The organism is Sanguibacter suaedae, assembly GCF_016342785.1.
Taxonomy (GTDB): Bacteria; Actinomycetota; Actinomycetes; order Actinomycetales; family Cellulomonadaceae; genus Sanguibacter; species Sanguibacter suaedae.
The window spans coordinates 21,810-34,423 of sequence record NZ_JAEINH010000009.1; the positions used below are offsets into that span (position 1 = coordinate 21,810).

Annotated in this window: 16 protein-coding genes; 8 read left to right on the top strand and 8 right to left on the bottom strand. The window is 71.1% G+C overall.

The features are described from left to right. Positions 1-377 precede the first annotated feature (377 nt). The 4 genes from JAV76_RS11260 to JAV76_RS11275 all read left to right on the top strand — a co-directional run bounded on the left by JAV76_RS11260 (position 378) and on the right by JAV76_RS11275 (position 2,247). Positions 378-620 carry a hypothetical protein gene (locus JAV76_RS11260; protein WP_198734158.1) on the top strand — a complete coding sequence of 81 codons (243 nt, stop codon included), beginning with the start codon at positions 378-380 and terminating at the stop codon, positions 618-620. An 82-nt stretch (positions 621-702) separates the two neighbouring features. Beyond that, the gene (locus JAV76_RS11265; RefSeq protein ID WP_198734159.1) at positions 703-876 is read left to right on the top strand and encodes a hypothetical protein; all 174 of its coding nucleotides are present in this window, start codon (positions 703-705) and stop codon (positions 874-876) included. A 338-nt stretch (positions 877-1,214) separates the two neighbouring features. After that, positions 1,215-1,544, top strand: a complete 330-nt coding sequence (locus JAV76_RS11270; protein WP_198734160.1) for a hypothetical protein — start codon at positions 1,215-1,217, stop codon at positions 1,542-1,544. A 94-nt stretch (positions 1,545-1,638) separates the two neighbouring features. Beyond that, positions 1,639-2,247, top strand: coding sequence for a hypothetical protein (locus JAV76_RS11275; RefSeq protein ID WP_198734161.1), 609 nt, complete (start codon positions 1,639-1,641; stop codon positions 2,245-2,247). 25 nt (positions 2,248-2,272) lie between these two features. Here the strand turns inward: JAV76_RS11275 and JAV76_RS11280 are convergent, their stop codons facing one another. From JAV76_RS11280 to JAV76_RS11290, 3 genes are read right to left on the bottom strand one after another with little or no spacing between them, the layout of a single operon-like run. After that, positions 2,273-2,932 (bottom strand): response regulator transcription factor, encoded by a 660-nt coding sequence (locus tag JAV76_RS11280; protein WP_307844173.1) that lies wholly within the window; start codon positions 2,930-2,932, stop codon positions 2,273-2,275. Further along, entirely contained in the window at positions 2,929-4,752 is a 1,824-nt protein-coding gene (locus JAV76_RS11285; protein WP_198734162.1) for a histidine kinase, read from the bottom strand. Before JAV76_RS11285 ends, JAV76_RS11280 begins: the two co-directional genes overlap by 4 nt. Positions 4,753-4,792: 40 nt before the next feature. Further along, on the bottom strand, positions 4,793-5,677 hold the full coding sequence (locus JAV76_RS11290; RefSeq protein ID WP_198734163.1) for a LysR family transcriptional regulator: 885 nt from the start codon (positions 5,675-5,677) through the stop codon (positions 4,793-4,795). Between the two features lie 100 nt (positions 5,678-5,777). On the opposite strand from JAV76_RS11290, the gene JAV76_RS11295 reads away from it, so the two are divergent. Further along, positions 5,778-6,509, top strand: a complete 732-nt coding sequence (locus JAV76_RS11295; protein ID WP_198734164.1) for an SDR family oxidoreductase — start codon at positions 5,778-5,780, stop codon at positions 6,507-6,509. Positions 6,510-6,580: 71 nt separating this feature from the next. After that, a complete protein-coding gene (locus JAV76_RS11300; RefSeq protein ID WP_198734165.1) occupies positions 6,581-6,829 on the top strand; it encodes a hypothetical protein in 249 nt (82 codons plus the stop codon). Between the two features lie 146 nt (positions 6,830-6,975). Here the strand turns inward: JAV76_RS11300 and JAV76_RS11305 are convergent, their stop codons facing one another. The 4 genes from JAV76_RS11305 to JAV76_RS11320 all read right to left on the bottom strand — a co-directional run bounded on the left by JAV76_RS11305 (position 6,976) and on the right by JAV76_RS11320 (position 10,145). Then, positions 6,976-7,308 (bottom strand): histone-like nucleoid-structuring protein Lsr2, encoded by a 333-nt coding sequence (locus JAV76_RS11305; RefSeq protein WP_198734166.1) that lies wholly within the window; start codon positions 7,306-7,308, stop codon positions 6,976-6,978. Between the two features lie 481 nt (positions 7,309-7,789). Next, on the bottom strand, positions 7,790-8,992 hold the full coding sequence (locus tag JAV76_RS11310) for a nucleotide disphospho-sugar-binding domain-containing protein (protein ID WP_198734167.1): 1,203 nt from the start codon (positions 8,990-8,992) through the stop codon (positions 7,790-7,792). A gap of 36 nt (positions 8,993-9,028) precedes the next feature. Next, the gene (locus tag JAV76_RS11315) at positions 9,029-9,502 is read right to left on the bottom strand and encodes a hypothetical protein (RefSeq protein WP_198734168.1); all 474 of its coding nucleotides are present in this window, start codon (positions 9,500-9,502) and stop codon (positions 9,029-9,031) included. A gap of 106 nt (positions 9,503-9,608) precedes the next feature. Then, positions 9,609-10,145: a ribonuclease H family protein gene (locus JAV76_RS11320; protein ID WP_198734169.1), complete on the bottom strand. Its 537-nt coding sequence runs from the start codon at positions 10,143-10,145 to the stop codon at positions 9,609-9,611. Between the two features lie 116 nt (positions 10,146-10,261). Between JAV76_RS11320 and JAV76_RS11325 the strand changes: the two genes are divergently transcribed. Continuing rightward, the gene (locus JAV76_RS11325; RefSeq protein ID WP_198734170.1) at positions 10,262-10,645 is read left to right on the top strand and encodes a VOC family protein; all 384 of its coding nucleotides are present in this window, start codon (positions 10,262-10,264) and stop codon (positions 10,643-10,645) included. Between the two features lie 57 nt (positions 10,646-10,702). Here the strand turns inward: JAV76_RS11325 and JAV76_RS11330 are convergent, their stop codons facing one another. After that, positions 10,703-11,878: an epoxide hydrolase family protein gene (locus tag JAV76_RS11330; protein WP_198734171.1), complete on the bottom strand. Its 1,176-nt coding sequence runs from the start codon at positions 11,876-11,878 to the stop codon at positions 10,703-10,705. Between the two features lie 75 nt (positions 11,879-11,953). Between JAV76_RS11330 and JAV76_RS11335 the strand changes: the two genes are divergently transcribed. Then, positions 11,954-12,604, top strand: a complete 651-nt coding sequence (locus JAV76_RS11335; protein ID WP_198734172.1) for a MarR family winged helix-turn-helix transcriptional regulator — start codon at positions 11,954-11,956, stop codon at positions 12,602-12,604. Positions 12,605-12,614 lie beyond the last annotated feature (10 nt).

Here is a 12,614-nt window from a genome sequence, read left to right on the forward strand (position 1 = left end):
TCGACGTTAGCGGAGCGACGTGGCGAAGGAGCCTCGCGTGCGCCGCGATGCAGACTTCAGAATGAGGCCTCGCCTCCCGCCAAGCCCGCTCGCCGAGCGGGATGGGCGGCGCGTAGGGATGGGGGACGCCACGGTCGCGGCGCAAGGCGGCTAACGTGCTGACCATGAGGCATGAGGGGCGTTCCTGGCGGTGGCTCTTGGCCGGGGCGGCGCTCACGGCAACGCTGGCAGGGTGCGCGGGTGGTGAGACCGCGCCGGAAAGGACACCGAGCCCGACGGAGTCAGCCTCGGTAGAGGCAGCGCCCTCGGACGCCGTGCCGCAGCGGGAGCCCTATGTCTGGCAGCGGATGGCCCCGTCGACCGCGTGCCTGGGCGCGATGGAGACTGCGGCCGACGAGCCCGACAGCGCGGCGGCGAACCCGCTCATCGTCGAGACGCTCTCGGCGTGCGCGAGCGCCGCAGAGTGGCTCTCGGCTCTGGAACGCGAGCCGGGGGCGCTGGGTATGACAGAGCGCGCGGAGATCGGGCGACTCGACCTAGAGGTCTCATGCTGGAAGAACGAGAGCACCCCGGTGTGCGCGGACGCAGTCGCAGTGGGCGCGATCGAACCGGTCGACTAGACGTCCCGTCGCGCGCATGGCGGGCTGGTGGCGTCGCGGGCAGGATGGACGACGGACCATCCGCACCACCTGGGGGAGAACGATGAGACGAGACACCATCACCGTGATCGTCGCTGCGCTGGTCGCGTTCGCGACCAACGTGGTGCTCGACGTCGCGACGGACCTGCCGATGCTCGGACGCTGGGGCATCGCGGTCGCCGTCGCGCTCGTCGTGGTCACGGTCGGGCGGAAGATGTGGGAGCGCGACGGAAAGTAGCGCCGGACGCGCCTGGGGTTGTCCGTCCGAGGTGCGACCGCAACTCGTCGATGGAGGGGTCCCGTGAAGAAATCCGTATCGCGGATCCTGCACGTCTCGGTTTACCTGTTCTCCGGTTCGACCGCAGTTGTGTATCTGACGGTCGCTGAATCACCCAGCCTCGGGTGAGGCGTGCTCCTCGATCTCGGCACCAGACTTGAACGACCGGGTAGTCGGTGGATGCGATCGCCGAGTCGACGTCACGTGCGTCGCTGCTCAGGCGATCGATGGCCGATCGGCCCTGATCCGTTAGCGTCGGATCGGACCGATATGTGCCGAAGGAGAAGAGAGGACAGGCGATGTCTCCCACCGAAGCCGTGCCGGGGGCGACGCTGGTCGTCCGACGTCCCGGTTCGCACGTGCGGGACTGGATGCGACGGTATGGGGTGACCGTCGATGGTGAGTCTGTCGGGAAGCTGCGCAGGGGTGGCGAGCTGGTGGTGCCGCTGGCTCCGGGTCTGCACCGTGTCGAGGCGCGGATCGATTGGACCGGGAGTCCACCCGTCGATGTCACGCTTCGGTCAGGTGAGAGCGCCGTCTTCTCCGTCGAGCCAGTGGGGAGCGTGTTCCGGTCCTTCGACCAGCTCATCGGCCGGCGCAGATATCTCAGGCTCCGACGCACGGCTTGAGATGTCCCCAAGGAGTCGCGCCGAGCAGCAACGATCCACGCTTCGTGGGCGATACGAGAGCCGCCTACAGCCCTCACCCGAGACAGGACGCCTCATGAACCTTCATGCTCCGGAGTATTCGGTCTTGGCCCAGAGCATGCGACTGCTGAACCTGGAACCGTCGGACGTTGCCCCAGAGGCTCCGGAGTCCCTCCCTCCTGCCGCTCAGCCGGCCCCTGTGGGGCTCATCGACCTTGCTGCTGCCACCGACGACGATCTGGCAGCAACGGCATTCGGCTATCGCGGGCCTGATGAGGGTGAGTCGACGGTGGACGTGTGGCTCTTGCTCAGAGACCGAGGTGGGTGGCGTGCCCTCGGCGGCGGCTCCTCCATCGGTGACCTGTCAGACCTCGCCCGGCTTCCTGAGGAGGATCTCGGAGGGCACCTTGTCCCAGGGATGTCCGGAGAAGGGCTCTACGGAAGGCGCCGGTTCGGCCGACTGCGGCGGTCTGCTGGCTACAAACTGATACGGGCGTCACTGGATGTGGAAGCGGTAAAGGTCATCACCACGCTCGGCCGGATGAAGATCCGCACTCGTGTGGTGCCGGTGCCGGCAAACGGGTATCTGCTTCACGTGTGGCACGGGGACGAGCCGATGTTCGAGCCGGTCCTCATCCCGGGAGGTACTGCACAACACCCCTCACCCGAGGACGCTCTGCTCTAGGCGCAGACCGCGACCTCATCGGACTTCAGGTCGTGAGGAGCCCGCTCTCGTAGGCGGCGATGACCAGCTGGACGCGGTCGCGGCACTGGAGCTTGCGGAGGATCTCCGACACGTGGGACTTCACGGTGGCCTCGCTGATGAAGAGCTCGACGGCGATCTCCACGTTCGACAGTCCGCGGGCGACGGTGAGCAGCACCTCCCGTTCGCGACGCGTGAGGTCGTCGAGGCCCGGTGCCGGCGTGGACCGGCGTGCGGGGGCCGCGAAGTCGGCCACGAGCCTGCGGGTGACGTTCGCGCCGAGGAGCATCGACCCGTCGGCCACCAGCCGCACCCCGTCGAGCAGCCGGTCGGCGGTGACGTCCTTGAGGAGGAAACCGCTGGCCCCGGCGTGCAGGGCGTCGTAGACGTACTCGTCGAGGTCGAACGTGGTCAGGACCAGCACGCGCGTGCCGGGGTGCTCCGCAGTGATGCGCTGCGTCGCGACGATGCCGTCCATGACCGGCATGCGCACGTCGACGACCGCGACGTCGGGCTGATGCTCCGCGACGACCTTCAGCAGCTGCGCGCCGTCACCGGCCTCGCCCACGACCTCGAGGTCGTGGGCGGACCCGAGGATGGCCGCGAAACCACGCCGCACCACGGTCTGGTCGTCGGCGACGACCACGGTGGTCCGTGGACCGGTCACGCGCCCACCTCCACCGCGGAGTTCACGGTGACGTCCACAGGGAGCGTGACCGCGAGCGTGAAGCGGCCCTCCTCGACCGACGCGACCATGGTCCCGCCGAGAGCCTCGACCCGTTCGCGCATCCCCACCAACCCACGCCCGGGCGCCACCGTGCGCGGCCTGCGTACCGGGTTCGACAGGGTCACCCCCACCGTCGACCTCTCCCGCGTCCTGGTGACCGTCACGACCTCGCGCGGTGCGTGGCGCCGCGCGTTCGTCAGACCTTCCTGGACCGCCCGGTACAGGACGTACCCCTGCGCGGGCGGCACCGCGCCCCACGCACCGTCCACGTCGACCTCCTGCCCGGCGGCCCGGGCGCTGACGACGAGCTCGTCGACGTCGGCCGCGTCCGGTTGCGGGGCCCTGCTGGCCCCTCCGTCACCGCTCCCTTCAGCGCGTTGCAGCACCACGAGGACCTGCCGCAGCTCGGCGAGCGCCTGCCGGGCGTCGTCGGCGATCTCCCCGAGGATCGCAAGTGTCCGGTCGTCGAGCCCGGGGTGCTGGTACGGGGCGCTCTCGGCGCGCACCGCGACGAGGGACACGTGGTGCGCGACGACGTCGTGCAGGTCGCGGGCCACCTGCGCCCGCTCGCTCGTGACCACCTCCGCGTGGACGGCACGCTCGTGCTGCTCGTCCGCGGCGTTCCGGAGCCGCTGAGCGCGGGCCGTGGCGCCGATCCCCGCGCTCATCGAGACGATCCCGGTGATGAAGACGACGTACAGGGCCATGGCGACGACCCGCCGACCGGACGTCGTCCCCGCCGTGACCATCCCGATCGGCAGGAGAGCGGGGGTGTAGCTCACGCAGTAGAAGACGGAGACGGCCAGGGCCGCAACAGTGGGCAGGACGGCCCGCCGCCAGGACTCGGACGCGACGATCACCGCGACGGCGATCGTCCCGAGGAGCCACCCCCACGCGAACGTCTGCCACCACGGCAGGACCACGAACGGGAGCAGGGTGAGCGTCGTGGCCCAGACCGCGGAACGCTTCGCGAGCAGCACACCGGCAACGACGCTCACGTGCCCGAGGACTGACACGGCAGAAAGGGCTCCCTGGAGCGGGTGGTACAGGAAGGTGTTCGTCTCCTCGATGTACATGGGCGAGGTGAGCACCCCCGTCTGCTGCAGGAAGAGGGCGACCGTCAGGACGCAGAGCAGGGTGAGAGGTTCACGGCGGCACCACTCGACGAGAGCACGAGGTGAGGTGCTCACGCCCGCGCTCGCCGCCACGACCGCCGTGATCACCACGACGTGCACGGCGAGCGCCTCCAACCGCCCTGCGAGCGTCGGATCCACGCTGACGAACCCGAGCGGCAGGAGCGCCGGGACCTGACCCACGCAATGGACGGCCGCGACCGCCAGGGCTGCTCCGTAGGGGAGTGTGGCGCGCCGCCATGACATGGACGCCGCGATCACCGCGACGCCGATCGTGCCGAGGAACCATCCCCAGACGAAGGTCTGCCACCAGACCGCGAGCACTGCGGGCACCAGGGTGAGCGCTGTCGCGAGGACGACGGAGCGCTTGGTGACGAGCACCCCCACCACGACGGTGATCCCGGCGAGGACCACGAGGACGACGAGCATCGCGAGGATGCCCGGCGACGGGGTCGCCACGTAGACGCCGTCCTCGGTGGCGTATCGCGGTCCGGGGTGGACGGGCGTGATGAGGAGGACGAGGGCGACCGCGGCCGCGGTGGTCGCGGTGATCACGTCGCGCCGGGCCCAGCCGGCGAGCGTCCGGAGACCGGCGGTGGGGACGAAGGGCGCGCCTGTGATGGTCATGAGCCCATCGTTCCGGTCCGGGTGGCCCAGCACCTCGGTCTTACGACGGATCTTCGTCCCCGTCGTCGGGGGCAGGGGAGAGGTCGAGTGCAGCCTGGACCAGGTCGGCGACGGCCCGGGTGCGGCTCTGCGGGGGCCATGCAATGACCGTGGTCACCGGGGGTGCGTCGACGACGGGGACGGCGGTCACGTCGTCGCGCAGGTGGGACCGGGACGACTCGGGGGCCAGGACGAGGGTGCGGCCGAGGGCGATGAGCTGCAGCAGCTGCGTGTGGCTCTGGAGCTCGGGGCCGGGACCGGGCGCGTAGGTGCCGTCGGGTGCGGGCCACCTCGCCGGGGGGAGGTCGTCGACGTCAGCGAGGTCGGCCACGTGCAGCGTCTCGCGGGCGGCCAACGGGTGCCCGGCGGGCAGGATGGCGACCTGGCCCTCGGTGACGAGGTCCTCGGTGTCGAGACCGTCGGTGTCGTCGAAGGGGCGGTGGAGGATCGCGACGTCCACGTCGCCCGCCCGCAGCAACCTGGCCTGCTCGCCGGGCCCGCAGAGCACGACGTCCACGTGGACGGACCCGGGCACCGCGTCGTACGCCTGGAGGAGGCGGCTGAGGAGGTCGGTGGAGGCGCCGGCCTTGATCGCGAGGGCGATGCTCGGCCGGTCGTCGGTGGTGTGGGCTGCGCGTCGGGCACGACGCTCGGCGGCGTCCAGGGCGTCGAGGGCCGCGCGCCCGTCGCGCAGCAGGACGGTGCCGGCGGACGTGAGGGTGACGGCGCGGCTCGTGCGGTGCAGGAGCTCGGCGCCCAGGCGGCGCTCCAACTGACCGATGGCCCGGGACAGGGGCGGCTGGGCGATGCCCAGGCGCTCGGCCGCCCGCCCGAAGTGCAGCTCCTCGGCGACGGCCACGAAGTAGCGCAGCTCTCGTGACTCCACCCTCGAAGGCTACCCGCGCACCCTCTCGATACCTCCTGGGTATCGATCCTGATCGAACGGGTCTTGGACGCGATAGCAGCCCGCTCCGCATGATCGATGCATGACAACCACGAAGACGGCCCTGGTCACCGGGGCGAACAAGGGCATCGGGTACGAGATCGCGGCAGGGCTCGGCGCATTGGGGTACAGCGTGGGCGTGGGCGCCCGCGACGAGACGAGGCGCGAGCAGGCGGTCGCCGCGCTGAGGGAGGCGGGCGTCGACGCGTTCGGCGTCCCCCTGGACGTCACCGACGACCGGAGCGTCGCCGCGGCCGCGGACCTCATCGCCGAGCGTGCCGGTCACCTGGACGCCCTCGTGAACAACGCAGGAATCACGGGCGGCCCCGCCCAGCAGCCGACCACCGCCGACCTCGACGTCATCCGCACCGCGGTCGAGACGAACGTCATCGGCGTCGTGCGGGTCACCAACGCCATGCTGCCCCTGCTGCGCCGTGCGCCGTCGCCGCGCATCGTGAACATGTCCAGCAGCGTCGGGTCCCTCACCTACCAGTCCGGTCCCGGCGGCGAGACCACCACCGGTCCGGTGGCCGTCGCCTACTCGCCGTCCAAGACCTTCCTCAACGCCGTCACCCTGCAGTACGTGCGCGAGCTCGACGGCACCGGCATCCTCGTCAACTGCGCGTGCCCCGGGTTCGTCGCTACGGACCTCAACGGGTTCGCGGGCGTGCGCACCCCGCAGCAGGGCGCCGCGACGGCGATCCGCCTCGCCACGCTGCCCGACGACGGCCCCACCGGTGGCTTCTTCGACGACGAGGGCGTCGTCCCCTGGTGACGGCTCGCCACCGCTAGGGTGAGGCTCCACCGTCCAGGAGGGGGCAGCCCGCGATGTCCGACCCAGATCTGATGGGACCCGTCCTGTCGTTCCTCGTCGCGTTCACGCTGATGTCGGTCGGGACGTGGGGGATGCGGCGGGCAGGTGGGCGTCCCGTGCTGATCGTCCTGGTGGTCGTCCTGTCGGCCGGCGTGCTGATCGCCGTGACGTACGCAGGGCCGGCGGACGCGGCCCACCAGGCCGCCCGGATGCTGGGCGTCTTCCTCGCCGGCGTCATCCACGCGGCCGTCGTCTGGCGCTCGCGCAGACTCGTCGCGTGAAACTGCTCGGACCACCACGATATGTCGAGGTCAGAGGGTAGAAAGCCGGTCGAGAAAGTTCCCTCAATTCTTGCGGCAGCGGTCTGTGCGAAATCGCCGAAGGGCCGAGCCTCAGCGGCTCGGCCCTTCGGTCGATCAAGGGTCTCTCAGTTGCCTGCGGCCCGGTACTTCTCCAGGACGTCCTTCGAGATGCGTCCCCGTCCGGAGATCTCGACACCGTTGGACGCGGCCCACGCACGGACCGCGGTGGCGTCGTAGTCGTTCCCGGTCGACGAGCGGCGAGCGGTCTTCGCTGCCGTGGTCCGTCCGACCTTCCGGCCGCCCTCGGTGTACGTGGTGAGTGCCGAACGCATTTCCGTGGCTTCTTCAGTGGTGAGATCGATCTCGTACGTCACGCCATCGAGGGCGAAGGACACGGTCTCGTCCGCGGTCCCGCCCGAAACGTCTGAGGTGAGCTCGACGACTACTCGCTGTGCCATGGGTAATCTCCTGTTCTGGTCCCCTGCCGTTGTGGAAACACCGTACATTGAAGCCGGCTTCTTATTTGCATGACGATTCACGGCGCACATCTCTGCGCGCACCCCACGGTTCGGAATTCGGAGCGATTCTCGTCCTTCGGCGTTCGGCACCCTGGCGTGAATGTGGTGCCTCTCCGTGAGACAGGCGTGGCGGCCGGTCGTGACCTAACTGCGGCCGCCGCGCCGGATCTTTCGCATGACGCGGTACCACCGTGCCGTGGAGACCGCGCCGCCGACGGAACCGGTCGCCGCATAGCCCGCTGTGAGGCCGACGAACGTCTCACCGCATCCGTGGCAGAGGGTCCGGGTGGCCGTGCGGGTCGGCTCGCCGGTGATGGTCGCGTCGCACTGGTCGCACCTCATGCCGCCAACCTACCGGTTCGCGCGGTTCGCCCCGATCCGCCCGACGCGCGGTCGGTCGTCGGCGTATGACCGTCGTCTGTCACCGGCGCAGGATCTCGAGGGCGGTGAGCGCCCGGGCGGTGCCGTTCTCCTCGCGCATGGTCGACGCGGCGCTCGCGAGGGTGTCGGTGCGGAGTGCGCGGGCCGTGTCGATCGCGGCCCCGATCCGTCGGGCACTCACGCGGCGCCGCCGCACCGGTGGTGCGCCGAGCCCACGTTCGGCGAGGCGGTGCGCCCAGAACGGTTGGTCGGCGAGGAACGGCACCACCACCGACGGCGCACCTGCCCGGACGGCTGCGTGCGACGTCCCGGCACCGCCGTGGTGCACGGCCACCGCGGCGTGCGGCAGGACCTGGTCGTGGGGGACGGAGCGCACGCACAGGACGTCCGCACCACGGGCGTCGTCGGGCAGCTCGAGCCCACCCCACCCGGTGGCGAGCAGCACGGCGAGACCGCGTGCCCGGGCAGCCTCGACGATCGCGGCGGCCCGGGCGCGCGGGTCGCCGGAGGCCATGGACCCGAACCCGGCGTACACGAACGGGCCCTGCGCCACGAACCGTGCGACGTCGGTGTCGAGCGGTGCGCTCGGCGTCCGAGAGACCCAGGGGCCGGTGAGCTGCGTGGTCGCGGGCCAGTCGTCCGGTCGGCCCTGCAGCAGGGGGCTGATCGGGACGAGCGAGCCCGCGGGGCGCGCTCGGCGCGCGTCACCCGAGATCCCGTGCGGCGCGAGAGCGGCGTCCACCTCGCGGCGGAACATGGCGGCCGCCGCCGACCCCGCCCCGTACGTCGCACGGTTGAGCGGCCCTAGGCTGACGCCCACGGTGCCGGGCATGGGGAACGCCCGCGTGGGCGTGAGTGTTGGGACGATCTCCGCGACCACGGACGTCGCCCCGACGCACGCGGCCGCCGCCGGTGCGCTGAGCACCTTCGGGTGATGGACGACGACGTCCGGTCGCACATGGACGACGGCCCTGGCCGCCGCGGACAGCATGCGTCCCATTGCGGGTCGGATCGTCGTCCTCATCGACCGCGCCGCGGCCCACGGGGACACGCCCTGGTCGGCGACCAGCCGGGAGAAGTCCACGTGCAGCGGCACGAGCGGCACCGAGCCGTCGACGTCGACTCCCGACCCGTCCGGGATCCCCAGGTGCACGCGGTGCCCCGCGGCGACGGCTGCCTGCGCGAGGGCGACGAACGGCTCGACGTCACCCCGGCTGCCGGCGGTGAGGAGCAGCAGGTCCACGGTCGTCCTCCTCGTCCGGCCGCACGCGGGACCGGGTCAGTCCTCCACGATCAGGTCGACGACCTCCTGAGCACTCTCGTCCGGCGGCAACGCGATCGTCAAGGTGTTCCCGTCGACGGGTCCCGGGACCTCGACGGCCGAACGGATCTCGTCTCCGACCCGCATGACGAGGCGCGCGCTGTCCCCGGCCTCGGCGGCCTCCTCCGTGAGCGCCGTCAGGGCGTCCGCCCCGTCCTCGGTGAACGTCAGGGCGACCGAGTTCTGACCGTCGCGCTCGGCGACGGCAGCGTCGTCGACCGGCACAGCCTGGTAGCCCGCGGGGCTCATCACGTGCTGATCGCCGATCGGGACGCACAGCGGGTCGGAACCCTCGTCGCACGTCACCGACACTGCCAGCCCGACCGTCCCGCTGGGCGCTCCCGGGGTCTGGTCGGGCTCCTCCTCGGCAGCACACCCACCGAGGGCTGCTGCGACGATCACGAGCAGGGTCGTCCTGCGTGAGTTCTTCATCGGTCCCCCCCTGAGGTCTCGGGCGAGCCGCTGGCACGACCCGTCCTCACGACGCTAGGGGAGTCGACGGGCAGTTTCCATGCGTCGCCCGCTCACGTCGGGGTGCTCAGAAGAGGAAGTCTGGTTCCGCGGCGGCGGCGACTGCGGCAGGTGCGGGGCGCGCGCCGGCGCCGACGGGCGTCGTCGCGCCCGTTCGGGTCACGACGACGTCGCCGCGCTTCGCGGCGCGTGCCGCGGTGCCGGCGAGGACGTCGGCCTTCTCGTTGAAGTGGTCGCCCTGGTGACCGCGCACCCAGTGGAAGACGACCTTCCCCTCGCGCTCCGCGATGGCCCGTTCGATGCCCTGCACGAGCTCGAGGTTCTGCACAGGGCCGCCGCTCGCGGTGCGCCACCCCTTGCGCTTCCAGCCCGCCACCCACACGGATGCGCACTTGATGGCGTACTGGGAGTCGGACTCGATGCGCAGCTCCTCGGGGCCGGGGTGGGCGAGGATCGCCTCGAGCACCGCCGACAGCTCGGCCACCTGGTTGGTGCCCGACGCGATACCACCCGACGCGGACGACCCGTCGTGGTTCACCCACGCCCAGCCGCTCGCCCCTCCGGGGTTGCGCAGGCAGGAACCGTCCGTGCTGACCGTGATCACGGCGTCCATTGTGCCGTGCCCGGCTCGTGGTGCTCGCCGGACCCGCTGAGGGGTGGCCGCCCGTGCCCTGCCTCGGTAGCGTCAGTGCTCCCGTCGGAACCCACCGAGGAGCGCGCGTGACTGCAGACAAGCCCTTGACCTTCGAGGGGGGCCGCAACATCGCCATGAAGGTCCCGCCCCACGTGTGGGAGGAAACCGTCGCCTTCTACCGCGACACGTTGGGCATGCGCCAGGTCGAGAACCCGTTCGAGTCCGGTCCGGAGTCGGTGGGCTTCGAGTTCGGGGCCAACACGCTGTGGATCGACAAGGTCCCCGGCGTCAGCCAGGCAGAGCTCTGGTTGGAGGTGACGACGGCGGACACGGCGGCCGCCGCCGATCACCTGCGGGCAGCGGGCGTGACCCGCTGCGACGAGATCGAGCCGTTGGGCACGACGTCCGCGTACTGGATCACCAGCCCGGCGTCGATCGTCCACCTCGTCTCGGAGCCCGAGGCCGACTGACGGTCCTGGCGCTCCTCCGCCCGCGACCCGAGGAACATCTGCGGACTCCGTGAGCCGTCACACCTTCCGGAACGTCGCCCGGATGTCCTCGACGAGGAGCTCGGGCTGCTCGAGGAGCGCGAAGTGTCCGCCGCGGGCGACCTCGGAGAAGTGGACGAGGTTCGTGTAGCGGCGCTCGGCCCAGCGGCGTGAGCGGCGCACGTACTCGCCGGGCATGATGCTCAGGCCCGTGGGCAGGGTGAGGGGCTCCTCGAGGGTGCCGGGGGTGGACCAGCCGGTGCGCGCCGACTCCCAGTACATGCGGGCGGCCGACGCGGCCGTACCGGGGAGCCAGTAGAGCATGATGTCGTCGATCATCTCGTCGAGGGTGAAGATCTTCTCAGCGTCACCGTGCTCGTCGTGCGACCCGCCGACGTCCTGGAACATCGCGTAGATCCACGACGCCAGCCCGACGGGGGAGTCGGTGAGCGAGTAGCCGATGGTCTGCGGCCTCGTGGCCATCTGCTGCGAGTACGCGGAGAGGACCTGCCAGTAGTAGCCGCCCTCCTGGAGCATGACCTGCTCCTCCGGCGTCGCGGCCTGCGCCTCCTCGTCGGTGGGCATGAACAGGGCCATGTTCAGGTGGATGCCCGCGAGCCCGATGTCCTCGCGGCCCTGCAGCGCGGCGAGCTCCGCGGTGACCGACGCGCCGAGGTCGCCACCCTGCGCGAACCACGTCGCGTACCCGAGACGGTCCATGAGCACGGCCCAGGCCTTCGCGGTGCCGCGGGCGTCCCACCCGGTCTCGGTGGGGCGGCCGGAGAACCCGAAGCCGGGCAGGCTGGGGATGACGACGTCGAACGCGTCCTCGGCGGAGCCGCCGTGGGCCTCGGGGTCGGTGAGCGGGCCGATGGCGTGCCGGAACTCGAGGACCGAGCCGGGCCACCCGTGGGTGAGGAGCAGCGGGCGGGCCCCGGCGACGGCGGACCGCACGTGGAGGAAGTGGATGTCGAGCCCGTCGATGGTCGTCGTGTGCTGGCCCCACCCGTTGAGGAGCGCCTCGGTCCGGCGCCAGTCGTACGCGGTGGCCCAGTGGTCCACCAGGCGCTGCATCTTCTCGAGGGTCGGGCCCTGCGAGGTGTCGGTGACGGTCTCGCGGTCGGGCCACCGGGTGGCGAGCAGGCGACGACGGAGGTCGTCGAGGTCGGCCTGCGGGACGTCGAGGACGAAGGGCGTGACGGCGGTGGTGGTCATGACTGCCTGCTTCCGGATCGTTGGTCGTGAAGATCATCTTTGCACAAGACGATCTCGTGTCGGTACGATCGCCGCATGGAGTCACCGAGCGCCACCCACCCGACCGACCCCGGCCCCGCCGACGACGGATCGACCGATGACGGACCGACCGGCACGTCGTCGCCCGACACCTGGCGCGCCACGGACATCGACTGGGACGCCGCGGGCATCGAGACGGAGCTCGGGTGGTCGCTGCAGGCCGTCTACCAGGGGTTCTCCCGGGTGGCGCAGGGCGCTGTCGCACCGGTGCCCGGGGGGCCGCGCGGATACCAGGTGCTCGTCGCCATCACCACCGAGGACGCGTCGTCGCAGCTCGCCCTGGCGCACCGTCTCGGCATCGACAAGACGGCCATGACCTACGTCGTCGACGCGCTCGAAGGGGCGGGCCTCGTCGAACGGCGACCCGACCCCACGGACCGCCGCGTCCGCCAGGTCCACGCCACGAAGGCCGGCCGCGCGCTCCTCGAGACCGCGCGGCGGGACCTCCGAGCCGTCGAGGGGACGCTCATGCGGGGCCTCGCCCTCGACGAGCAGACCCTGCTGCGCCACCTGCTCGCCCGCGTCGCCCTCGGCGCCGACCAGGTCGAGGCCTGCGTGCCCGCCGCCGAGACCCAGACCTCGAGCAACCAGCCCGTCGCCGCCCCAGATCGTTCCCGCCGCACCACCCACCCCACCAGCAGAGACTGAGACCCCCACC